This is a genomic window from Desulfomarina profundi, assembly GCF_019703855.1.
Classification (GTDB): domain Bacteria; phylum Desulfobacterota; class Desulfobulbia; order Desulfobulbales; family Desulfocapsaceae; genus Desulfomarina; species Desulfomarina profundi.
In genome coordinates, this window is the sequence record NZ_AP024086.1 from 2,313,684 (window position 1) to 2,336,408 (window position 22,725).

Sequence of the window (22,725 nt, forward strand, 5' to 3'; positions counted from 1 at the left end):
TTCCTCTTGTATTCACATTGACCTGTATGTAATACTGTGTAAAAAAATTCGTATGGTTATCATATTGATAAAACATATAGACATCCAACCAGTCAAGAGAGGTTTTCATGGGTGATTCCCATAATGTCACGTTCAAACCGGGAAAAGTTCTGGACAGCAAGTGGATCATTATTGAACATATCGGCAAGGGAGCCATGGGTGAGGTATATCGTGCCCACCAAACCAACCTGAAGCGGGATGTGGCAATCAAAATAATCTCTGAAGATGTGATGTCAGAAATAGCAGATGACCCCGACGAACTTGAAATAGCCTTTGGCCGGTTCCAGCGCGAAGTCCAGACAATGGCACAGGTCCGTCATACCAACATTCTGACTATCTACGATTATGGCGAGCTGGTGGAAACGGATGGTGATAGAGAGTCTCACGTTGCCTATATTGTCATGGAATATATCCCGGGAAACTCTCTGCGTTTTACCCTTACCGAAGATGGCCTTGATGACGAACCTGAACTCTATCGCCAATGGGTGTACAACTATTTCATGCCAGTGCTTGATGGTGTGGAAATGCTGCACAATAATAAAATTGTCCATCGCGATCTGAAACCGGAAAATATTTTCCTGGATGGAGACATACCCAAAATTGCTGATTTCGGTCTTGCCCGCTCCCAACACATGAAAGCTGTGACCTGTTCCATAGAAATGCTTGGTACACTGGCATATATGTCTCCTGAGCAATGTGCCGATTTTAAATATGCCGACTATCGGGCAGATATTTATGCTTTGGGAAAGATTCTTTACGAGGCAGTAAACGGAACACTGACAAAGAATGAAGTACCTTTTACTTCTGTCTGTATCGAAAATCCGCAGACTGTATTTTTACAGGATATGAGCAGAATAATTGAAAAAGCTACTGCGGAAAAACCTGAAAATCGATATCAGACCATCCATGAGCTGCGAAATGATATTAAACAGGCCCTTGCAGAGAATGTTGGAGACGTAATAAATATATCACCCAAAAGTGAGATAACAGCCAGCCCTGGAAAAATGGTTACAGACAGACAGATAAAGCTGTTTGGCCTGGGAATTGTTATTGTGATAATTCTGGTTATAGCGGTTGATCTCTATGATTTTTTCTATAAAACTGAGTCGCCTGTCAGCGTGGAAGAAAAAACGTATGCAGGAATAACTGAAAAACCGATTGCAAAACACGTCATTACCGTTGCCAAAGGTGGCAAGCTGGAAAAAACAATACATGGCAAAGATGGCAGCACCCTGCTTCTTACCGGAGATCTTCGGGATACAAAAGAGGGGCGATTCCTCTTCTACATGGATGACAGAAAGATAACAAATTTTCTCTTTTTAGAATTTCTTCACAATGTCGAAAGCCAGGTTGTCGTGAAAAACGGCATTGTTCGGCATGGCAATAAAATTGTCATTTATATCGGCGACGGCTCCGCTCCTGAAGATTCAATTCTTTTTGAGCACAATACTTTTCATCTGAAAAATCAAGATTTGGGGAGTAAACCTGTTCTGCGTGTTACATATCACGGTGCACAGATGTATGCAAAACAATACGGCAAGGAGCTTCTAACCGATAAAGAGTGGCTGTTCGGATATCGATATCACCTGGTAAATACTCTGTTGGCGGAGTCTGTAAAACCTGTGAGCTGGGATCAGATGGAAAACAATATGATGTTTAACAGTAACCCCTCTGTGAAAACCGTACTGGATGGCATGGGACAAAAGCTCAAGGAATGGATTACTATGACTGGCTCCACGACGGACAGCGCAAACCTCTCCCCGACTGCTGATAGACCTGTTTCAGGGGTTATGGATGCCAGCAGAGCCCATAATGATGGAAAGCCGATAATGCGTTTTCCCTGGGAAGGGTTTGAAGATGTCGGGTTTCGCACCAAAATTCCTGTAGTCAGGAAATAATCTGTTATCACAATATTCATACCTGAACACTCTTCAATGAATTAATACAAATGAGAAAACCCCTTGCCAGTGGAATATCACGTACCGGGATAAATCGCCCGAAGAATGATGACCGTTTTATCACGATCGATCTTGACGAAAACTACCTCCTCCTTGCCGTGTGTGATGGACTGGGAGGACACCCCGATGGTGATATTGCCGCCGAAGATATAATAGGCTGCCTGAAGAGAATGAAATTTGACAGGATTGAAAATGCCACTCCTCTGTCCGATGCCATACATCAGGCTGATTTGATAATTAGAAAAAAAATAACAGCCGCTCCTGATCTGGAAGGGATGGGTGCAACGGTAACTGCTGCTGTTATTGGGCCCAAAAGAGTATACTGGGCTCACATCGGGGACAGCCGGATGTACCTCATGAGAAATAACATTATACGGCAGGTCACACGAGACCACACTTTTTTACAGGATCTGATTGACTGGGGAGATGTCCCGTTGGAAACGGCATCAAAACATCCCATGAGTCACGTCCTGGATCAATGTGTAGGCTGTATTGACAATGGTATCGACAGCGGTGATTTTGAGAGAGCGGACGGCGATATCCTCATTCTCTGCACAGATGGCCTGCATGGTGTTGTTTCAGAAGAGCAGATGGCGGAAATAATACTGTCATCAAAACAACTTTCCCGTTGTAGTGCAGGACTGTTTGAAGCAGCTGTACATGGCGGGAGCCTCGATGATATAACAATTGTGCTTGCCTCTTCTTAAAAGGGCTGTGAACTGGAATCCAACACCCCACAGACAGGCACCTTCAAGGGCACAAGTGTCTTGTTGCATGCGGGGTATCGGACAGAAAAGAAGATATCGCTTATTTTGTCTGCAGGTTCTCCATTTTGCTTATCATTTGTGAACGAATATCGAGCATCTGTTTTTCTATTTCAGCCAGATCTTTTGGATCAGTATTGGGGTTACGCATTGCTTCCCTGTAAGCAAAGCGAAGATCAATCATTTTCTGTCGCAATTCAGCAGTGGCATCCATAAATGACTGCTGCTGATTCGGGGTCATCTGATTCATCATCGCACCACCCATCATGCCGTTGCAGCCCATGTTGTTCCAGTTACCCTGGCCCATCATGTTGCCACCCATCATACCACCACCCATCATGCCACGTCCCATCATTCCGCCGCCCTGCATACCTTGACCCATCATACCGCCACCCATCATGCCGTTACCCTGCATACCTTGGCCCATCATGTTACTGTTCATTTGTTGCTGTGAAGTGTTTGTATTATGAGCAAACACCGGGACTGCAAAAAGTCCGAGAACCAGAATTGAGATGATTGCAGTTTTTTTCATTTCCTTTTTCATTGTATTCTCCTGTTGTTTCCCCTTGCGGGATGTATTGTAGCAGACGCCTGCCTGCGTTTTTAGAATATGTCTGTATTATTGTATTTATAAGTTTCGTTTGGCCGAAGAAATATGTGGCTATACTCTATGTCCAGAATCTGGACAGGGTGAATGGCTAACGAATTTCAACTTTCATCCTGTTGTATTCGTCTTCACTTATCTCACCCTGTGCATACCGTTCTTTCAATCTTTCAAGTCGGGATACGTTTTTACTTGATTTGTCGGAAAAAACTGCTCTAAAAATTTTGACCGCCAGATAGATAAGCAACGCCCAGAAAAGAAGTGTGACTATCCAGCCAATAGGACCTGGAAAAAAGGCTCCGGGGCCACACAACCAGTTTCCATTGTAACCAAAACCCGAATATCCTGAATGCATCATTTTTTTCTCCTTCAAAAAAATAGTTAGTTGTCATCGCAATTAAAGCAAAAGAGATGCCATAATGACAAAATATTTATAACTACCACACAAGACACTGTAACTACATTAATTATTCAAAAAAGAATAACTCCAAGCCCATGTGTTGTTTGTATATCGTCTCGTTTAAAGACAGGGCAGAAGAAGGTATTGACGCACAATTGTCCAGTTTTTAGACAGGTACATTTCCAGGCTCATAAGTATCAAACTGAGTTTCAGACGTAAACAGGGAAGCAAAATCATTAAACTGCCACAAATTGAGGAATTATACTGTTTATTGTGAATAGGGAAGTATTTCACCTTGTTCTTTACAAGGCTTGTTGCCATAATAACAGAATGACCTGTTGGAAGAAGAAATCAATAACGCGGTCTGATTATGGAGAATAACAATGAAGTTGATTTTCATAGGAATCATCTGGCTTGGAATTACCGCCTGGCAGGGTACTGTTTTCGGCGAAGGTTGTGGAGGATGTGGAACCTGCACTGACAGTACCGGTTGTTCAGTAAACGGCGGGAAATATAATACATTCTGTACAAGTGGCCATAAGAAGGAGTTGAAAAAACTCTTGCAGGAACTGTACGAAATATCCCTTCAAACCGGGAGAAGAACAGGGGATAGATCAGAAGTACGTAGAAAATATCGCATAGCAAGAAAATTACGCAAATTTGATGATTGCTGTGCCCGGGAGGCTCTCCGGAAACTTATAAAGGAAAATTCATGTGAAGATCTGGGTGAAGGAGAAGTATTTTGTGTGAAATGGGGAGCAGAGTTGAGCCTGTTCGAGGTTGAGTCGAAAAAGGATCTAAAAAAACTAACTCCCGATGCCTCAATTGCTGACCAGGTGACAATAATAAAAAAATATGGACGTCATCCCCATAAAAATGAATTTGCCAGTCACGAAGTAAAAAAATACCTGGTTCAGCAGATGGAAAAGGATCCAGATTTTTATGTACCTTTCCTGGTTGAATATTTTCCCCATTGCCATGAGCTTTCTGAAATTGCGGAAGAATACCCGGATTCTTTTGATATCGGTTTGAAAAGATCGTTTTATTCACCGGATCCCACGGTAGTCTGGAATACTATATATTTGGCCAGAAAGACCGGCAGGGTTCGATTCCTGAAAACCGTATATGGAGTTGCATTTGAGGAAATCGGCCCTCTTGATTATTCAAAAACTGACGACATTGAAGAAATTCAAAATGCGGCAATCGGTTTTTTCAGAATGTTTGAAAAAAACGCAGTTCCCTATTATCGCGCTATTCTTTATTCACAATACGAAAGTAAAAAGGAATATGTTATCAGTGGCATCAAGGATTCTGGTAACAACGAAATAATGACCATGTTGAAAGAGTTTTCCTCCTACCTGGCATCGAATCCGGAAAAAGCAGGTGGCTTACTGGCGAGTCGTGTTCAGAAAAAAATAGCCGAAATGGAGGGTGTTCAGCGATGAAACAGACATTCTTCATCTGGATAATGCTTTGTGTCACTGTATCCAGCGCCTTTGCCGGATATTGTGTCAATGCAAAAAGAGGTGTGAAGAGTAGTGCAATGATCAGGAACTATCTCCAGGATCTTGCAGATAATTCATCCGGTTTTGCTGTAACAGGTGTTGCAGGAGGAGGAAAAAACAGCAAAACCACTGATGGCAAAGAAATAGCTGCTCTCCTGATAGGCAGAGAAGCTTCCTGGGACAACGGAAATAAACCGACAGTCATTATTACCGGAGCAATCCACGGAAACGAGTGGGCAACACCGGAGGTGTGTTTAGGTATCGCCGAGTACCTGCTGCTCAATAAGGATAACGATGCTCCCGCAGAGGATGACAAAGGTGCCTTGATAAATGAAGGTTCAGCAGACGTTGATAAAAATGGCACTGGAGAGGTTATCCTGCCACACATAACTACAGTTAAAAAACTCCTCGAGACCATACAGGTGATCATCATTCCCGTACTGAACCCGGACGGTTATGATTACAGTCAGACCGAGAATGGTAAGATGTCTTATTTTGGTTCGGGATGGCGACCAAATCGCAGTAAGTTAAGCAGCAGGGAGACTGGAGAAACCTGTTTCAGACAGAATGGTACTGCATACCAGGCACCGCCAGAAGATGCCGAGCACTGTTTTCTTGCAGACTATGATGATACTGCGGAAGGTGGTGATATCGAAGAAGAGCAGCTGGTTGTCTGTGAAAATATAGAAAAAACCAGTGTCAGTCTTTTTCAGCCATCTCTTCAAGTCGCCTCCGGGGAGATGGTTGATGCTATCTATAGAGTATCCTCAAAAAGTCATCTGTTTGGCACAAGGATCGTACTCCAGCGCATAACCTGAAATACAAAAACGGATAATGCTTCGGCCAGCAAGTTGGCAAATAGGTCTTGTTGGACCTTTTTTGATACACCTGTTAGCAGAGCACAGCAAAACCTGAGCAGAACCATCAGGTTCATCACCAGGAAAATGCTATTAATCCATGCTTCTGATGTTTTCAGTGTTCTGGCACGGATATAGTTGAGCCGATAGCCATTTTTACCTTGGCCAAACTTGCCCTCTATCGGAATTCGATCAAGGGCATCTTGTCTTCGTTGCAGTTTCTCCTGCTTGAGTTGCTCTGCATTCCCTGCTGTTTGTCTCTTGGGACGACCAAGAGGTTTACCGCCAAACCGGATATTGTTTTGCTTCATGTATTTCCGATTAGCTCTGGTGCCATAGATGCCATCGGCAAGAACAACTTCCGGGAAACACCCATATCGCCTTTTGTACGCTTCAATCTGCGTGATCAAGTCAGTACTTTCATTAAAGGCATCCCATCCGAAATGGTCGACCAGGGCAATACCATCAACCATGCTGACACTCAGTTTCGAGCCGAACTCTACCTTATGGCTTGCTTTGCCGCGAACAATAGGACGAACATGCGGCTGAGAAATACTAACGATGCGGTCATCACAACGTCGTTTCTTCTCTTTGTACATCCTGTACTGCTGTCCATACAAATGGTGGATGATCCAATACTGCCGCTGCCGGTTATGGTGCAGCGGGAAGGACCTGCCACCGATCATGTCGAGCAGCATCTCTATATGTCGAAAGTTTCTGCGCAAATACTGCAACTGCTCCCTGGTAGCTTTCCGGCGCAGCTTGCCGCCTGGATTTCGTTTCTTTGAAATTGCCAGGTATCGTTTTCGTGCCTGTTGACGGTATGTTCTCGGTTTCTTGGTCAAAGAGCTGATAGCGTAAAGCTCATCTATCAGTTGTTCAGATATCTCTCTTGCCTCATTCAGCAGACTGATGTCTGTGGGATAACGAATGGCCTGCTCAGCAACAGTCGCATCAACCACCATTTTGCCATGGTTCTCAGGATCATCAGAGCCTGGTAATTTCGATGTTTTCCGGTGCCTTTTTTTCTCAATACTGCTGAGAATGGTCTCTTCAAAAGATAAAAAAACTTTTCTGCCCATCCTTTTTCGGATCTCGACAAACAAACTTGCGGTGAAGGGAGGTTCGTCCTTGTATGAGGACAAACCTACAAAATATTGCAGATACGGATTCTCCTGGATCTGCAACACTGTTTCCTCATCACTCAAGTTCAGCTTGTGCTTTATAATCACTGCTCCAATCACAAGACGGGCGTCCTTGCCAGGACGTCCTTGAGTAGAGCTCATGCTCTTGTAATAGCCGGATGCGAGTTCATCCCAGGGAATCGCAAGGCTCCATTTGACCCAGCGATTTTCAGGATTAAGTTTGCCGCCAAAGGGAAGGCTGAAACCTTCCAAGCCCAGTTGCCGCGTGCTTTTGTATCGAATCATGTGCAAGCCTTTTAGTGTAGTTTACCGCATAAGCTTACACATTATACCATTATTTCACCACATTTAGTTCATAATAACAACGTGTTGAGACTTTTTAAGGGCAATCTATCTACAATGCATCCAATCCGAAACGGGTTTTTTGCAGCTCAGGCAAAAGGCGGGTCTGGAAAGATGAGTGGTCAACAGATGATGGTGATACCATTGCACTTTCAAAGGCCAGGTCAGAGGGTTATCTGCAGGATGCTTTTGGTGTCGATATCAATAGAAATTTTCAGTATAAATGGGATGTTTTCCGAGACCAGAAACACCTGTTCATCAGAAGCCGGTCACCATCTTCGAGAATTTACCGAGGTTCAGGAAAACTGTCTGAAAAAGAAACAGGAGCAATGGAACAACTGGTTTCTCAGAAAAATGTGGTGGCTCTTATCGATTACCACTCCGGTTCGACTCAGGTCCTTTACCCTTATGCCTATTCAACCAAGGTGCGAGTAGCTGAAAATATTCTTGGTGGCTCGAATGATTATGCTGTTTTCCGACAGGTTTCTGAAAAAATTGCTTCTCTATTGAATCGACATGACAGGGGAGATGAAACAATTGTCAATTATACGGCCGCTCAAAATTACAATGATACCAGCGTGGGAAGTGGAGTAGCCCGGGATTGCTACTACCAGACCGAAGGCATTGCAGCAATTAATATTGAAGTTCATGACAAACAGTTTACCTATAATGCCGCGGATTTTATCAAAGTTGTCCCGAAAATTTGTAAGATAAATGTGCCGGGTGCAATATGGTTTCTTTTCTGGGCAGCTGAGCTTCCCCCCGTCAGGAATACCTGGAAATAATGGCCCTCCTGCAAAAAAGAAGGAGGTTACGCCACAAAATGACGTAACTCCTAAAATCTCAAATTGTGCCGAGACCAGGAATCAAACCAGGGACACACGGATTTTCAGGAATAACCTCTACGTCTTCGCAACCTCATCAATTGCAGTAACTTAGTGAATTTATAATAAATAAAAATTCTAATTTTTTTTGTTTTCATTCATTTTTGCAGGTTTTGGAACCTTTTTCTCACACAAATCCGTACACAGACAAGATAAGATAACCGCCAAGCAGATGCGTTTTAAAAAGGTATTATTCTTGACAAAAAGTAACTACTCACCCCCATCATTCACCCTGGGGGAAATTTGTCCTGCCAGAGCAATCTGAATAGCAACAAGCAGATTAACTCCATCGGCAGCCATAGTTTGCAGATAGCTTGAGATCCTGCAATATGCATGAGCATATTGTTGCTTTCGAAAACAGCCTGATACTTTCTGTTTCACTTTTGCCATACGAAGATCCCTTTCGGCTCGGTTATTCGTGAACGGTACATGTCTCTCTTTTGCAAAAAGCAGTACTGCAGTTTCGTATTTCTGCAACCTCTCCAATAAATTATGAGCATCCGATTTGGCGATCTTTCCCCGTTGGTTTTTGGGTTTCGGCGGAATCTCCGGTAATTCCTTGCATCCTCGGGTCAGATTATTACGATAACGTTTTTGCAGATTGGCGTACTCCTTTTCAGTAAGACATTTATCTTCCCGCTTCGACACGATATGACACGTCTCCGATAGCAACTTCTTTATATTACGAGCCCACCGATACTGATTTGAGTCGACAACGAACGTAAGTTCCCGTAAAAGGTGAGATCCGCAAAGACCGTGACCACAATGTTCGTACGACAAGTATGATGCCCAGCAATCATGGATTATCACCCCACCATATCGGGGGATGATGTTTACCTCCTCAATGGCCCAGAGGTCATGCTTTTGTCGTGATGCTTGCCTATAGGCTCTACTTAAAGCTAAAGAAAGCCTGGCGCGATTTTGATATTACTGTTGAAGAAGGTCTCAAGCAATTATCGACCCATTGTGCTATAGAAAATATTATTAATGGTGAGGTTTCTTTTCTTTCTATTCCAGCACCACGCCGGAACATTCATCAACTTTATAGTGCGTTGGGCATTGTTCCACCAACCACGCTACCAAAACAAATGGTAAATGTAGTCACTAGACGAAAATCACAGAGCAGGAAAATATAATTTTAATTTCAATATGTTACCCTGACTGATAAGCTCATTCTGATAAGGGAACATCCGTTAAAAAGCGATTACCTATCACCAAGCGGAACAGCTTTGCAGCCGCTGGGATGAACTGGAAGAACAGCTCAGCGGCTGAGGATGTGAACTACAGGGTTCTGGCTTTATTTTTTTCTGCGAATCTGAAAACCGGACAGGCCAGCAAGGCCAACCCCAAAAAGAATAAGTGTGGATGGTTCGGGTACTGCTTGAAAATTGTCCAGTGCCCAAAGAGCATCGTCATTATTATTAGAGTAGGCACCGTAATGGAGTAGTTGGGATGAATTTGACCAGGTTCCCTCTCCACCGTCAATATTGCTGAGTGTATCCGTTCCACTGAAAAGATACAGCCCGATGCTGGTGTAATCTGTCAATAATTGGGCGAAATTTTGAGTGCCTGCGTCATAATTCGGCCAACGAATAAAATTCTCCTCCTCTAGCGAGATTGAATGGGTTTCCCATCCTTGCAGTGCATTGATGTCAATACTGTTGGATCGGTCAGAGATAAACATATTGTATTCGTTAAATCCGTCGTTATCTGTGTCACCAACATTGTTGGCAATGACCCAGCGAGCGTACACATTGCCATCATCGCCACCAGCGCCATTGGCGATAGTCTGCCAGTTGTTGGTGCTGAAAATATCAGTTTGCAGGCTCATTCCCGTAATATCGCCCAACGAATTGTTCCCAACATGTCCCATCCAATAAGCACGTTGATCAATTCCATTTGCTGTCTGGTAGATATTACCATCGGGATTACCACTGTTTGCACGCCAATCCGCTGAGTTTACGGAAAAGAGCTGGTCGTAGGTTGCTCCTGTCGGTCTGCCGATATAGGACTGTTGCCACCCCTCGTTATTGGAATCAAATGAATAAGGGAGGGCAAACGAAAGACCGCTTGTCCCCAAAACGATAATTCCTGCAACAGCACTTAAAATATTGCGCTTTATGTTCATTTATAACTCCTCAGACATGTGTTAAAGAATGTAATACTACGGTTTCGTGGCTGGGAAAAGTGTTAGCAAAAAATGTGCCTTCTGGGAAGATAAGAGGTATTGATTCTAGATCACTGTATTTTGGTAAAATCTAACACCCCACAAGGGGGTATTAGCTCATTGGAAGTAAACCTAACCATGTAATTTCAAAACACTTTCCCTGGTTTCTTGTTTTTTATGACAGGAACTTAGGAATAAGTCACTAAAATGGTCTGTTAGGAGGCAGAGTACATTTTTTCCGCATTTTGGTTTTTTGCGATCCGTAATTACGGAAAAACGGAGGTGATAAGTCAACCATATATTAACGCACCCTAACTTTTCCACAAAATCCTGCCAACCGCCCATAATTTTGAGTAACCTATCCTTTTCCATCCGTCCTGTGGAGCAATTTTGTGCGTTTCAAGATATTTCCTAACAGCTGATGTGGAAAATCCGTATTCTCACCGTTATTTCCACCAATTTTGGACAAACACATCCATTAGCGGTCGTTGAGTTTTAAAAATCAAAAAGGCTATAAACAAAAAACAGGACACTGATGAGGCACTACCTTATTTCTCAGTGTTTATTGTCTTGACAATGGGGTCCACTTTAGAATGCTCTTCACTCAGGAACGATAGGTAACCATAATTAATTAGATTGCCCTTAAAAAGTCTCAACACGTTGTTATTATGAACTAAATGTGGTGAAATAATGGTATAATGTGTAAGCTTATGCGGTAAACTACACTAAAAGGCTTGCACATGATTCGATACAAAAGCACGCGGCAACTGGGCTTGGAAGGTTTCAGCCTTCCCTTTGGCGGCAAACTTAATCCTGAAAATCGCTGGGTCAAATGGAGCCTTGCGATTCCCTGGGATGAACTCGCATCCGGCTATTACAAGAGCATGAGCTCTACTCAAGGACGTCCTGGCAAGGACGCCCGTCTTGTGATTGGAGCAGTGATTATAAAGCACAAGCTGAACTTGAGTGATGAGGAAACAGTGTTGCAGATCCAGGAGAATCCGTATCTGCAATATTTTGTAGGTTTGTCCTCATACAAGGACGAACCTCCCTTCACCGCAAGTTTGTTTGTCGAGATCCGAAAAAGGATGGGCAGAAAAGTTTTTTTATCTTTTGAAGAGACCATTCTCAGCAGTATTGAGAAAAAAAGGCACCGGAAAACATCGAAATTACCAGGCTCTGATGATCCTGAGAACCATGGCAAAATGGTGGTTGATGCGACTGTTGCTGAGCAGGCCATTCGTTATCCCACAGACATCAGTCTGCTGAATGAGGCAAGAGAGATATCTGAACAACTGATAGATGAGCTTTACGCTATCAGCTCTTTGACCAAGAAACCGAGAACATACCGTCAACAGGCACGAAAACGATACCTGGCAATTTCAAAGAAACGAAATCCAGGCGGCAAGCTGCGCCGGAAAGCTACCAGGGAGCAGTTGCAGTATTTGCGCAGAAACTTTCGACATATAGAGATGCTGCTCGACATGATCGGTGGCAGGTCCTTCCCGCTGCACCATAACCGGCAGCGGCAGTATTGGATCATCCACCATTTGTATGGACAGCAGTACAGGATGTACAAAGAGAAGAAACGACGTTGTGATGACCGCATCGTTAGTATTTCTCAGCCGCATGTTCGTCCTATTGTTCGCGGCAAAGCAAGCCATAAGGTAGAGTTCGGCTCGAAACTGAGTGTCAGCATGGTTGATGGTATTGCCCTGGTCGACCATTTCGGATGGGATGCCTTTAATGAAAGTACTGACTTGATCACGCAGATTGAAGCGTACAAAAGGCGATATGGGTGTTTCCCGGAAGTTGTTCTTGCCGATGGCATCTATGGCACCAGAGCTAATCGGAAATACATGAAGCAAAACAATATCCGGTTTGGCGGTAAACCTCTTGGTCGTCCCAAGAGACAAACAGCAGGGAATGCAGAGCAACTCAAGCAGGAGAAACTGCAACGAAGACAAGATGCCCTTGATCGAATTCCGATAGAGGGCAAGTTTGGCCAAGGTAAAAATGGCTATCGGCTCAACTATATCCGTGCCAGAACACTGAAAACATCAGAAGCATGGATTAATAGCATTTTCCTGGTGATGAACCTGATGGTTCTGCTCAGGTTTTGCTGTGCTCTGCTAACAGGTGTATCAAAAAAGGTCCAACAAGACCTATTTGCCAACTTGCTGGCCGAAGCATTATCCGTTTTTGTATTTCAGGTTATGCGCTGGAGTACGATCCTTGTGCCAAACAGATGACTTTTTGAGGATACTCTAATTATAGGGAGATCTATTTTCGGCAAATTTTGGGCAAGACAAGCCTGAAAAGAAAAAACGGTTAAGCCAACTTAATGACTTAACCGTTTGATATCTTTCTCCAAACAAATGGTGCCGGGACCAGGAATCGAACCAGGGACACACGGATTTTCAGTCCGTTGCTCTACCGACTGAGCTATCCCGGCACCGTTATGGAGACGCTTTTTTACCCGACTTCGCATCGAGTGTCAACACCTTTTCTTTTTCTTTTCAAATCTTTTTCGCTTTTACCGATATACTGCCCTGGTCTCTTCTACAAATCATCATGAATGGATAATCCACCCAGGTCGAGATCAAAATCAAGATCAGCATCCATATCCATCATTTTTGCATGAGGATCCTTTTTCACATCATCTAATGCATCGGAAAAATCTATCTCATCCAAAGAGAGAACTATCTCCTCCTCATCTGTTGACAGGACTTGCTTTACAGCAGGTTTTTCCGCTTCCAGATCCAGTTCAAGCCCATCAAGACTTATTTCAAGAGAGTCAAGGTCAGTAACGGCATCCATTTCTTCAGCAGGTACGGGAGGGGCCAGGTCGGACAAATCAGCCAACTCATCTGGGAGCTCTATTGCAAACTCGTCCTCTTCCCCAAGATCAAGTTCCAGTTCATCCTCATCAGCATCATCAACGAACTGGAAATCCGGAGATCTTTCCTGGTCTTGTTTATTATCTTCAATCTCACTTAATTCAGCCACGATTTCCTCTTCATCAGTGCTGAAATCAAGTGAAACATCTTCCTCGTCATCAAGATCGATACTCAAACCGTCTTCATCAGCATCAAGAGATATTTCGAATCCGTCTTCCCCCTCCGCCCCTGTTTCAGGTTCAGGTAGCTCCAGTCCCTCTTCCTGATCAGAGTCCTCTTCGAAAAGAACTTCAAGATCCGCATCAAGAAAATCATCCTGTTCGGTCAGTTCTTCGCTGGAATCACTGTATTCCTCTGTAAAATTATCGGTAGATTCCCTGTCGGAGTCCAGATCCAGATTCAAAAAAGAAGGTGGATCTACTGCCAGAACTCCTCCCTGCAATTGATCAGCAACTTCTTTTATATTTTTTTTACATTTCTGGCAAACTTCGAGATAATCAAATGAAATATATCCACATTTAGGACAACGCATCAGTCAGAACCTCTTGAGAAAACGGCTTGTGTTTTATTATCGGGATAGCCGTGCCAGCCTGCAGCCTGAAGGTGAACAAACACCCGCAACTGTCCCCCGTATCAGTCAGTATTCATCATCTGTCCGTTATTATCACACATTCAGAGCGAAAAAATCAAGAAGTATTCATAATACTTTTTCTCTTAACACCCTGTATCAACAGAAACTTTCGAAATCCGGCTCCAACCGATGTCTGCAAAACAGTTATCAGAAGAGGACCAGAAGAGGAGAACAGGTCAGAACGACCAGTCCATACCGATATCACATGAAGGTGCGGAATGGGTAAGTGCCCCAATTGAAATAATATCCACTCCACAGGCGGCAATGCTTTCTACACTGTTAAGGTTCACCCCTCCCGATGCTTCCACCATGGCCCTGCCATCAATGAGCTGAACAGCATTTTTCATCATTTCCGGCGACATATTGTCAAGCATGATGATATCCACTCCGCAATCAAGACACTCTCTGACCTGATCAAGGGTATCCGTTTCCACTTCGATGCGTATCGTATGAGGAGCCATTTCCCGCGCCCTGGCCACCGCTTCCCGGATCGAGCCACAGGCGGCTATATGATTATCCTTTATGAGAACACCATCAGTAAGATTAAACCGATGGTTCGTGCCGCCACCAACCCTGACCGCATATTTTTCCAGCACACGCAATCCCGGTGTTGTTTTCCTGGTATCAGTGATCCGCACGGGATACGCCTGCACCTTCTCAACAAAACGAGCCGTCAATGTGGCAATTCCGGAAAGACGCTGAAACAGGTTCAGGGCAACCCGTTCCGCCTTCAGAAGATCAATGACCGGTCCACTCACCGTCAGCAGAATATCTCCCGCCAAAACCCGTTTTCCGTCAACCACCGGATCTGCAGTTATTATTGCCGGGTTCTGTACACAAAACACCTCCGCGGCCACCCTGCCCGCTCCAGCCACGACAAAACTTTCCCGTGCCACCAGCCTGGCACTGCCCTGATCAGCGGGAGAAAAAATAGCCTCAGAAGTGAGGTCTCCCCGACCCACATCCTCTGCAAGAAAGGACCTGATCATCCCGTGCAGCAGGTTTCTATCCATTTCCATCTCTCTTACCCTATACCAATGACTGCAGCCGTTCAACAGCTTCCCTGATCCTGGCAATCTTGCCATCGAGGACCGATTTCTTCTCACGTTCTCCCGCCACAATCTTTTCAGGGGCATTCGCCAGGAATTTTTCGTTATTCAGTTTTCCCTCAACCTGCCTCAGTTTCACCTCAACCTTTTTTCGCTCCCGTGCCAGTTTTTCCAGTTCACTTTCAATATCCACCAGTCCTTTCAGGGGAACAAAGATTTCTATATCATTATAAATATACGTTGCGGCATCCGCCGGTTTTTCTGATTCAGTACGTACGGTGAGACTGGATAATCTCGTCATATCTGCAATCGCCGACTCATAGGAAGAAATGAGTTCAGCCTGTGTTTTCTCGGGCAGATGACATAGGCATCAATTTTGGTAGATGGATGAACTTCCGCTTCAGAACGAATATTTCGGATTCCACTGATTATTCCCATCAGCAACTCCATTTTTGCAACAGCCTCATCGTCTTTCCATTCTTCATGGGCAACCGGAAAAGGACTGAGGGTCAGAAACTCCCGTTCACCCGGCAACACTGACCATATCTCTTCTGTGACAAAGGGAGTTATAGGATGAATAAGACCGAGAAACGTCTCCAGAACAACCAGCAGAACTCCTTTGGCCTGCTTTTTCGCCAGTTCATCACTGGAAAAAAGATCAGCCTTGATCCACTCCAGATACCAATCACAGAATTCATGCCAGATAAACTGATAATTTGCCGAAGCCACATCATTGAACCTGTACTCATCGAGACCAGCCCGAACTTCTCTTACGGTATCGGCGGTTCTGCTGAGAATCCATCTGTGGGCAAGGCCCAGTTTTTCCGGAGACCGAACAACGTCTCTTGCCGAGTCACTGCAGTCACTGACATGCATCAGGGCAAAACGGGCCGCATTCCAGATCTTGTTGATAAAATAGCGATAGCCCTCGATCCTGTCCTCATCAAGCTTGATTTCCCTGCCCTGTGCAGCAAAAGCAGTGAGGGTGAACCGCATGGCGTCCGTACCGTACCTGGCCATTACCTCCAGAGGGTCAATCACATTGCCCGTGGATTTGGACATTTTCTTTCCATGCTTGTCCCTTACAAGAGCGTGCAGATACACATCCCTGAACGGTACCTCGTCCATGAAATGCAGTCCCATCATCATCATTCTGGCCACCCAGAAAAAGAGAATATCAAAACTGGTGATCAGGACGGAAGTCGGGTAAAAAGTTGCAAGTTCTCTGGTGTTCTCCGGCCAACCCATGGTGGAAAACGGCCAGAGTGCCGAAGAAAACCATGTATCAAGCACATCGGTTTCCTGGACAAGATTTTCGGAAGAACACTCCGGACATGAGGTCGGATCCACCGACTCCACGATCAACGCACCACATTCCTCACATGTCCAGGCGGGAATCCTGTGTCCCCACCAGATCTGCCGGGAAATACACCAGTCCCTGATATTGTCCATCCAACCATAAAAGGTATTGTACCAGGTCTTGGGGTAAATGGTGATCCGTCCCTCACGAACGACATCCACAGCTTTTTTCGCCAATGGTTTTACCGAGACAAACCATTGCAGGGAAGTAATCGGTTCAATAACCGTGCTGCAACGATAACAATGACCAACAGCATGGTCATATTCCTCTATTTTCTCCAAAAAACCCTGTTCCTCCAGATCAGCCACAACAGCCTTTCTGCAGGCAAAACGATCCAGACCAAAGTATTTACCGGCGGCTTCATTCATCACTCCCTTGTCATCCATGACTTTGAGCTGCTCCAGAGAATGACGCAGACCGATTTCATAATCATCGCGATCATGGGACGGAGTTACTTTCAGGGCCCCTGTACCAAATTCCCGTTGAACATGATGATCAAAAACCACGGGGATAACCCTGTCGGTCAGCGGTAACCTGATACCCACATCCGCCAGGTGGCTGTAGCGCTCATCATCGGGATGCACCGCCACCCCTGTATCTCCCAGCATCGTCTCGGGTCGTGTTGTGGCAACCACCACGTGTCCTGAACCGTCGGCATAGGGATAGCGGATATGGTAGAGCTTTCCCCTGGTATCTTCATGATCTACTTCGTCGTCTGCCAGAGCGGTGTGGCAGCGCGGGCACCAGTTAACAATATAATCACCTTTGTAGATCAGCCCCTCTTTATACAACCTGACAAAAACCTCCCGAACCGCCGTGGACAAGCCCTCGTCCATAGTGAATCGCTCACGCTCCCAGTCACAGGAAGAACCGAGTTTCTTCAACTGGTTGATGATGGCTCCACCCTTTTCCCGACGCCACTCCCACACCTTTTCGATGAATTTTTCACGCCCCAGATCATGTCGGCTTTTCCCCTCCGTTGCCAACTGACGCTCAACAACATTTTGTGTGGCGATCCCGGCATGATCAGTGCCGGGCACCCAGACACAGTTATCACCGCACATACGGTGATAACGTGCCAGAATATCCTGCAGGGTATTATTCAGGGCATGACCCACGTGGAGAACTCCGGTTACATTTGGTGGCGGTATCACGATGGAAAATGATTCTTTCCCCTCTTCCATCTTAGCGGAAAAACAGTTGTTCTCCTGCCAGTGACGAAGCCACTTCTCTTCCACTTCGGCAAACTCATATCCCTTGCTCAATTCTTTTTCGTTTTGCGTAGTCATAAAAAAATTATAGTTATATTTTCAGCTGTTTATTCTGCAGCATATCTTTTTCACAGATAAGTGCCGGGCTGCTGTCAGGTCTGTTTTCACCAGATAATGAAACACAATTTTGAAAACTAACTGTGACGAGAGTTTAATTCAACCAAAATCCTGAACTTGAGGAAATGAGATATTTTTTTTAATCCCCATAAAACTCAGCCTGACACTCTTTTTCTTCCCCTGTAAACAGAAATGCTCTCTTTGCTCACCCGAAAAACATCACATTTCTGTTTACAAGCGGTTATAATTTTCCTATATCTTCTTGTACTGCACCCGCCTTATGGGTACTTTGAAAAATTAGAATTTTCGTTCGAGATCAAGGAATAGAAAAATTAAAAAGCGCAGCATATTGAGCATATGTAAGCATTTTTCATTTTTCTGTGACGCAGAGATCGGACGAAAAAGCAATTTTTCAAAGTGGCCTTATGTCAGTCTTTTCTTTTTTCACACATTCTTTTTGTTATGAGGTACTGTATGAAACCACACCGTTTCAAGCATTTGATTCTCTCTGTTCTGATTCTTTTTTTCCTGTCTTCAACCGGCAGTGCAACGGAAGTTTCAACCCCAGACCCGGTAAAGGATGCGATCTGGACATGGGCCGACAGGTCTGAAGATCAGTACGCCATATTTCTCTCAAGACAGAACGGAACTGAATGGGAAAAGCCGGTCAAAATTTCCAATAATGAAGCCTTGAATGTTGTTCCCTCTGTCACCAGAACAGCAAATGGAAACCTCTGGGTAGTATGGTCGGCTTTTGACGGACAGCAATCATTTCTACTGTATAAAAGATTTACAGATAACGAATGGACTGAAGAAACGACCTATTACACTGGCTTGAGTTCAAACACAGCCCCATCAGTCATCGTTGACAATTCCGGAAAAATCTGGCTGGTATGGGCAGGATTTGACGGCATCAGTGATGAAATCTTCTATGCCACCTGGAATGGAACCGAATTCAGTCCGGGAGTATCAATCACCTCCAATACTATTCCGGACATCCTTCCCGTTATCGGATTTAACCAAGAGACCAATTCCCTGTGGATTAAATGGAAACAATTCAGAAAAGACGGCTACATCTCCTACTCCAGCAGCTGGACCGGAACTGAATGGAGTGAACCGAAACCTGTCTCGCCTGAACCTGAATCCATGACACCAATTAAAAAAATTATTTTCAGGACAGCAGTAGAAGGCGTTGAGTCGACAACAGTTTCGTCAGAAAACCAGCAGGAGATTGAGATTCCTTCTTTTATTGCAAGTCCAGAATCGGCCTCCATTCACATCCCCGGATACGAAATCCAATCTCTCCCCGTAAGAGAAATGGATATTATTGCTGATTAATGGAACCTCAATGTTGAACTTCAGAAAAATGAAAACTACTATGGACACCGGACAAAAGATGAATACAAAATTACTCTTCTGCCTCATTACACTGACTCTGTCATCCATCTCCTGCTTGACAACTGCCAGCAACAGTGCAACCATCATTGCCTTCGGGGACTCCATCACCGCCGGTCACAGCAGCCGTTCCGGCGGATATCCTCCCAAACTCAGCAGCCTGCTGAACGAAAACAATAAACCTTCCATAGTCATCAACAAAGGTGTTTCCGGGGAAAAAACATTGGCGGGTGTCGGTAGAATAGGCAGAGTTTTGGCAGGCACACCATCCAATCTCATTCTGATCATGGAAGGCACAAACGATATTCGAGGCGGCCTCTCGCTGGAAACGACAAGACACAACCTTGAATCCATGATTAATCAGAGCAAGGCTGCCGGAGTAACTCCGATACTTGCCACCCTGACCCCCAGTGACAGAAACGGATCAGCTACGGTCATCCCCAATTACTGGAATCCCATGATAAAAAATCTTGCTTCCAGTACAAGTATCCCTCTTGCCGATCAATATGCGGCAATTCTTCCCACGTGGGGTTCATCGAATGCCGACGGACTTCATCCCAATGACACCGGCTACTGGACTGTTGCCAGAACCTGGTACGGCGTTATCGCTCCCATGATTTCTTCCACCGGAGAGGTCAATGCTGACAGCAGTGGAGGGGGCGGCAGCTCCGGCCCCTGCTTTATCGCCACGGCAGCTTTTGGTTCACCGGTAGAAAAGCATGTCATTCTGCTGAAAGAGTTCAGGGATAATTTTCTCCTGACAAATGCCCCTGGAAAACTCTTTGTTAAAACCTATTATGCTCTCTCCCCGCCGGTAGCACATTTTATCAGTCAACATGAGAATGTAAAACGGGTTATAAGGATATTGCTCTACCCTCTGATAGGATTGAGTTATGTTCTGCTCAAACTTAATCTGACAGCGCAGCTTTTCATCGCAGTCATGCTTGCAGGAGGACTGGGATTCTCGATGCTCTTTCTGAAACGGAAAAACCTTACAGTACAGTAAAGCAAGGCGATCAACTCCTGGAACATCACCTGGAACCATCATGGGTTCAGGTGATGTTCCAGGAAAAAATTGTTACTTCACACTCCACGGCTCGGGCAGAAAAATCGTTTCATAAACAGACAACGCATAGCGATCAGTCATACCGGCAATATAATCGCATACCCTGCGGTGGGCATCTTTTTCGTCCAGCCATTCTCCGTTTGCATTTTTTTCAATCCGTCCACCACGTATCCGAACAATCCCATTCTCCATAAAATAATTATACAGGTCGCGGATAATACGTCGGGCCTTTTCGAACTCGGCATGTACCTTGTAATAGGTATACACATTATCATAGAGAAAAGTGCGCAGATCTGAAATGGCTTCCAGCATGGTATCACTGATATGCAGGTCACCGTCATCGGCAGTGAGTGTCTCAACAATCAGATCACGGACCATTGCCTCTATCCTTTTGGAATGCCTGTCCCCGACAATGTTTTTTATTCTGACAGGAAGATCCCCCTCTGTAAGAATTCCTGCACGAAGAGCATCATCCAGGTCATGGTTTACATAAGCGATAATATCCGCAAGCCTGACGACCTGTCCCTCCAGTGTCACCGCTGTTTCCGATTTCTGTTTCGGCAGGATATCGGCCCTCCCCTTGGAATGTCGAACAATACCGTTACGAACTTCAAAGGTAAGATTCAATCCCTTGCCATCATTTTCCAGAAAATCAACAACCCGAAGACTGTGAACATAGTGACGAAAACCTCCCGGATGCAGTTCATTCAGAGTTGCCTCTCCAGCATGACCAAAGGGTGTATGCCCCAGATCATGCCCCAGGGCAATGGCCTCGGTCAAAGGTTCATTGAGGCAGAGGGCGGAAGCGATAGTTCTGGCAATCTGTGATACCTCAAGGACATGAGTCAACCTCGTCCGGTAGTGGTCTCCCGTAGGAGCAAGAAATACCTGGGTCTTGTGTTTCAGTCGCCTGAAGGTCTTTGAATGGGTTATTCGATCCCGATCCCGCTGAAAGGGCAGACGGATATCGCACATATCCTCTTCCTCCTCGACTTGACGGCCTGAGGAGTTCTTATTCAGTGCTGCAAAAGGAGAAAGTATGTTTTCTTCTCTTTCTTCCAATTGTTTTTTTATTGATCTCCCTATCACTGGTATAAATGACATATTCTCTCTCCTTATACTGCTCAGTGCAAATGTCTTTTTCTTCCTGCGCATACGGTTAATGAAGAAAACATATATAATACGTAATTTCAATGGTTTGAGCAGATAGTCACTAACCTGACTCACAAATACCCATAAACCAGCCATCAAGACAGCCGGAAAGAGTTTAATTCTTTACAGCCTTGTGTTTTATGTTTTATACTGCTTATCTTTGTCTTTCTTTTTTCATTCAATGAAGTCAGGCCAGGAGCAAAATATGAACAAAAAACCCCTTCTCCTTTTTCTCATTCTGCTCATGTTTTTCCTGGGGAATATTTTCACCAGGAACAATAAAGACTCTCCTGTCACCGCACCGTCTTCCACAATACTGGCAGCATGGAATAATCACACCGATAATATTCAAGTCAGCGGCAGTGGCAGGGTCATCAAACTGCTCCCGGATGACAACCGGGGAACAAGACATCAGAAATTCATTGTGAGAATAGACAAGGACCTGACCGTACTCGTTGCCCATAATATTGATCTTGCACCCCGTGTAAAAGGATTGAAGAAAGGTGATACCATCTCCTTTTACGGTGAATATGAATGGAATCAAAAGGGTGGTGTCATTCATTGGACCCACCGAGACCCTGGGAGAAAGCACCCGGATGGCTGGCTGCAACATAACGGAAAGAAGTACCGGTGATCAAAGAGGAGGGCTTTCAACAACAATAACTCATACGAGGTACTCCAGTGAAACAGTATTGCTATCATGATTCACCCATCGGCACCCTGCTTCTTATCGGCAAAAACGGGGTTCTGGAAAAACTGCATTTTCCCCGCTCAGCCCGAAATATAACAATCGAACACAACTGGCAGGAAGACTGTAAATCCTTTTTACCCGTAACAGACCAGTTGACTGCCTACTTTGCAGGCAGTCTCCAGACATTTACTGTACAAATGCACCTTGAGGGTACTCCGTTTCAGCAACGGGTGTGGAAGGAACTCAGAAAAATCCCTTATGGCAAAACCGCCAGCTACGGTGAAATAGCCAGGCGAATCGGCAACCCGAAAGCCTGCAGGGCCGTTGGTGGTGCCAATAACAAAAATCCCATTCCCATTATCATTCCCTGCCATCGGGTCATCGGCCATGATGGTTCCATGGCTGGATTCGGCGGCGGCCTTGATTTGAAAAAAACCCTGCTCCAACTTGAAAAAGCACCTGTAGTATCAGCCTGATAAACAGAAAAA

General features: G+C 44.9%; 18 protein-coding genes, 1 tRNA gene and 2 pseudogenes. 11 read left to right on the top strand and 10 right to left on the bottom strand.

The window, feature by feature from the left end:
* Positions 1-107 precede the first annotated feature (107 nt).
* The gene (locus LO777_RS10640) at positions 108-1,937 is read left to right on the top strand and encodes a serine/threonine-protein kinase (RefSeq protein WP_228853894.1); all 1,830 of its coding nucleotides are present in this window, start codon (positions 108-110) and stop codon (positions 1,935-1,937) included.
* Between the two features lie 50 nt (positions 1,938-1,987).
* Complete coding sequence (locus LO777_RS10645) at positions 1,988-2,704, top strand: PP2C family protein-serine/threonine phosphatase (protein WP_228853895.1); 717 nt, start codon at positions 1,988-1,990, stop codon at positions 2,702-2,704.
* 100 nt (positions 2,705-2,804) lie between these two features.
* Here LO777_RS10645 and LO777_RS10650 read toward each other — a convergent pair whose 3' ends face one another.
* Together LO777_RS10650 and LO777_RS10655 are read right to left on the bottom strand one after the other, a co-directional pair.
* Positions 2,805-3,305 carry a periplasmic heavy metal sensor gene (locus tag LO777_RS10650; RefSeq protein ID WP_228853896.1) on the bottom strand — a complete coding sequence of 167 codons (501 nt, stop codon included), beginning with the start codon at positions 3,303-3,305 and terminating at the stop codon, positions 2,805-2,807.
* Between the two features lie 154 nt (positions 3,306-3,459).
* The gene (locus LO777_RS10655) at positions 3,460-3,723 is read right to left on the bottom strand and encodes an SHOCT domain-containing protein (protein ID WP_228853897.1); all 264 of its coding nucleotides are present in this window, start codon (positions 3,721-3,723) and stop codon (positions 3,460-3,462) included.
* A 425-nt stretch (positions 3,724-4,148) separates the two neighbouring features.
* Between LO777_RS10655 and LO777_RS10660 the strand changes: the two genes are divergently transcribed.
* Together LO777_RS10660 and LO777_RS10665 are read left to right on the top strand one after the other, a co-directional pair.
* Positions 4,149-5,210, top strand: a complete 1,062-nt coding sequence (locus tag LO777_RS10660; RefSeq protein ID WP_228853898.1) for a hypothetical protein — start codon at positions 4,149-4,151, stop codon at positions 5,208-5,210.
* Positions 5,207-6,088, top strand: a complete 882-nt coding sequence (locus LO777_RS10665; RefSeq protein ID WP_228853899.1) for a M14 family zinc carboxypeptidase — start codon at positions 5,207-5,209, stop codon at positions 6,086-6,088. The genes LO777_RS10660 and LO777_RS10665 overlap by 4 nt, the downstream gene beginning before the upstream one ends.
* Here LO777_RS10665 and LO777_RS10670 read toward each other — a convergent pair.
* Complete coding sequence (locus tag LO777_RS10670) at positions 6,046-7,557, bottom strand: IS5 family transposase (RefSeq protein WP_456237671.1); 1,512 nt, start codon at positions 7,555-7,557, stop codon at positions 6,046-6,048. The genes LO777_RS10665 and LO777_RS10670 overlap by 43 nt on opposite strands.
* Positions 7,558-7,757: 200 nt before the next feature.
* Here LO777_RS10670 and LO777_RS10675 point away from each other — a divergent pair, with 200 nt between their 5' ends.
* Positions 7,758-8,399: a M14 family metallopeptidase gene (locus LO777_RS10675; protein ID WP_329955740.1), complete on the top strand. Its 642-nt coding sequence runs from the start codon at positions 7,758-7,760 to the stop codon at positions 8,397-8,399.
* A 309-nt stretch (positions 8,400-8,708) separates the two neighbouring features.
* Here the strand turns inward: LO777_RS10675 and LO777_RS10680 are convergent, their stop codons facing one another.
* Positions 8,709-9,344 (bottom strand): IS66 family transposase, encoded by a 636-nt coding sequence (locus tag LO777_RS10680; RefSeq protein ID WP_329955741.1) that lies wholly within the window; start codon positions 9,342-9,344, stop codon positions 8,709-8,711.
* A gap of 5 nt (positions 9,345-9,349) precedes the next feature.
* On the opposite strand from LO777_RS10680, the pseudogene LO777_RS10685 reads away from it, so the two are divergent.
* Positions 9,350-9,634 (top strand): annotated as a pseudogene (locus LO777_RS10685) (IS1634 family transposase); the annotation flags it as partial.
* A gap of 161 nt (positions 9,635-9,795) precedes the next feature.
* On the opposite strand, the gene LO777_RS10690 reads toward LO777_RS10685, so the two are convergent.
* Complete coding sequence (locus LO777_RS10690) at positions 9,796-10,626, bottom strand: PEP-CTERM sorting domain-containing protein (RefSeq protein ID WP_228853902.1); 831 nt, start codon at positions 10,624-10,626, stop codon at positions 9,796-9,798.
* A 779-nt stretch (positions 10,627-11,405) separates the two neighbouring features.
* On the opposite strand from LO777_RS10690, the gene LO777_RS10695 reads away from it, so the two are divergent.
* Positions 11,406-12,917 (top strand): IS5 family transposase, encoded by a 1,512-nt coding sequence (locus tag LO777_RS10695; protein ID WP_456237671.1) that lies wholly within the window; start codon positions 11,406-11,408, stop codon positions 12,915-12,917.
* A 127-nt stretch (positions 12,918-13,044) separates the two neighbouring features.
* Here LO777_RS10695 and LO777_RS10700 read toward each other — a convergent pair.
* From LO777_RS10700 to LO777_RS10715, 4 genes and pseudogenes are all read right to left on the bottom strand, one after another.
* Positions 13,045-13,120, bottom strand: a tRNA-Phe gene (locus LO777_RS10700).
* A gap of 107 nt (positions 13,121-13,227) precedes the next feature.
* Complete coding sequence (locus LO777_RS10705) at positions 13,228-14,097, bottom strand: midas domain-containing protein (protein WP_228853903.1); 870 nt, start codon at positions 14,095-14,097, stop codon at positions 13,228-13,230.
* A gap of 275 nt (positions 14,098-14,372) precedes the next feature.
* The gene (gene nadC / locus LO777_RS10710; RefSeq protein ID WP_228857370.1) at positions 14,373-15,209 is read right to left on the bottom strand and encodes a carboxylating nicotinate-nucleotide diphosphorylase; all 837 of its coding nucleotides are present in this window, start codon (positions 15,207-15,209) and stop codon (positions 14,373-14,375) included.
* Between the two features lie 16 nt (positions 15,210-15,225).
* Positions 15,226-17,894 (bottom strand): annotated as a pseudogene (locus LO777_RS10715) (valine--tRNA ligase).
* Positions 17,895-18,407: 513 nt separating this feature from the next.
* On the opposite strand from LO777_RS10715, the gene LO777_RS10720 reads away from it, so the two are divergent.
* Together LO777_RS10720 and LO777_RS10725 are read left to right on the top strand one after the other, a co-directional pair.
* On the top strand, positions 18,408-19,271 hold the full coding sequence (locus tag LO777_RS10720; RefSeq protein ID WP_228853904.1) for a sialidase family protein: 864 nt from the start codon (positions 18,408-18,410) through the stop codon (positions 19,269-19,271).
* Positions 19,272-19,329: 58 nt separating this feature from the next.
* Positions 19,330-20,334, top strand: coding sequence for an SGNH/GDSL hydrolase family protein (locus LO777_RS10725; protein WP_228853905.1), 1,005 nt, complete (start codon positions 19,330-19,332; stop codon positions 20,332-20,334).
* 72 nt (positions 20,335-20,406) lie between these two features.
* Here LO777_RS10725 and LO777_RS10730 read toward each other — a convergent pair whose 3' ends face one another.
* The gene (locus LO777_RS10730; protein WP_228853906.1) at positions 20,407-21,498 is read right to left on the bottom strand and encodes a deoxyguanosinetriphosphate triphosphohydrolase; all 1,092 of its coding nucleotides are present in this window, start codon (positions 21,496-21,498) and stop codon (positions 20,407-20,409) included.
* A gap of 253 nt (positions 21,499-21,751) precedes the next feature.
* On the opposite strand from LO777_RS10730, the gene LO777_RS10735 reads away from it, so the two are divergent.
* Positions 21,752-22,180, top strand: coding sequence for a DUF3465 domain-containing protein (locus tag LO777_RS10735; protein ID WP_228853907.1), 429 nt, complete (start codon positions 21,752-21,754; stop codon positions 22,178-22,180).
* 47 nt (positions 22,181-22,227) lie between these two features.
* Complete coding sequence (locus LO777_RS10740) at positions 22,228-22,713, top strand: methylated-DNA--[protein]-cysteine S-methyltransferase (protein ID WP_329955579.1); 486 nt, start codon at positions 22,228-22,230, stop codon at positions 22,711-22,713.
* Positions 22,714-22,725: the final 12 nt, after the last annotated feature.

Excerpts from the sequence above, each read along its gene's own strand:
- LO777_RS10640 (WP_228853894.1), top strand. The coding sequence starts at position 108 with ATGGGTGATTCCCATAATGTCACGTTCAAACCGGGAAAAGTTCTGGAC.
- LO777_RS10645 (WP_228853895.1), top strand. The coding sequence starts at position 1,988 with ATGAGAAAACCCCTTGCCAGTGGAATATCACGTACCGGGATAAATCGC.
- LO777_RS10650 (WP_228853896.1), bottom strand. The coding sequence starts at position 3,305 with ATGAAAAAGGAAATGAAAAAAACTGCAATCATCTCAATTCTGGTTCTC.
- LO777_RS10655 (WP_228853897.1), bottom strand. The coding sequence starts at position 3,723 with ATGATGCATTCAGGATATTCGGGTTTTGGTTACAATGGAAACTGGTTG.
- LO777_RS10660 (WP_228853898.1), top strand. The coding sequence starts at position 4,149 with ATGAAGTTGATTTTCATAGGAATCATCTGGCTTGGAATTACCGCCTGG.
- LO777_RS10665 (WP_228853899.1), top strand. The coding sequence starts at position 5,207 with ATGAAACAGACATTCTTCATCTGGATAATGCTTTGTGTCACTGTATCC.
- LO777_RS10670 (WP_456237671.1), bottom strand. The coding sequence starts at position 7,557 with ATGATTCGATACAAAAGCACGCGGCAACTGGGCTTGGAAGGTTTCAGC.
- LO777_RS10690 (WP_228853902.1), bottom strand. The coding sequence starts at position 10,626 with ATGAACATAAAGCGCAATATTTTAAGTGCTGTTGCAGGAATTATCGTT.
- LO777_RS10695 (WP_456237671.1), top strand. The coding sequence starts at position 11,406 with ATGATTCGATACAAAAGCACGCGGCAACTGGGCTTGGAAGGTTTCAGC.
- LO777_RS10705 (WP_228853903.1), bottom strand. The coding sequence starts at position 14,097 with ATGCGTTGTCCTAAATGTGGATATATTTCATTTGATTATCTCGAAGTT.
- nadC (WP_228857370.1), bottom strand. The coding sequence starts at position 15,209 with ATGGATAGAAACCTGCTGCACGGGATGATCAGGTCCTTTCTTGCAGAG.
- LO777_RS10720 (WP_228853904.1), top strand. The coding sequence starts at position 18,408 with ATGAAACCACACCGTTTCAAGCATTTGATTCTCTCTGTTCTGATTCTT.
- LO777_RS10725 (WP_228853905.1), top strand. The coding sequence starts at position 19,330 with ATGAATACAAAATTACTCTTCTGCCTCATTACACTGACTCTGTCATCC.
- LO777_RS10730 (WP_228853906.1), bottom strand. The coding sequence starts at position 21,498 with ATGTCATTTATACCAGTGATAGGGAGATCAATAAAAAAACAATTGGAA.
- LO777_RS10735 (WP_228853907.1), top strand. The coding sequence starts at position 21,752 with ATGAACAAAAAACCCCTTCTCCTTTTTCTCATTCTGCTCATGTTTTTC.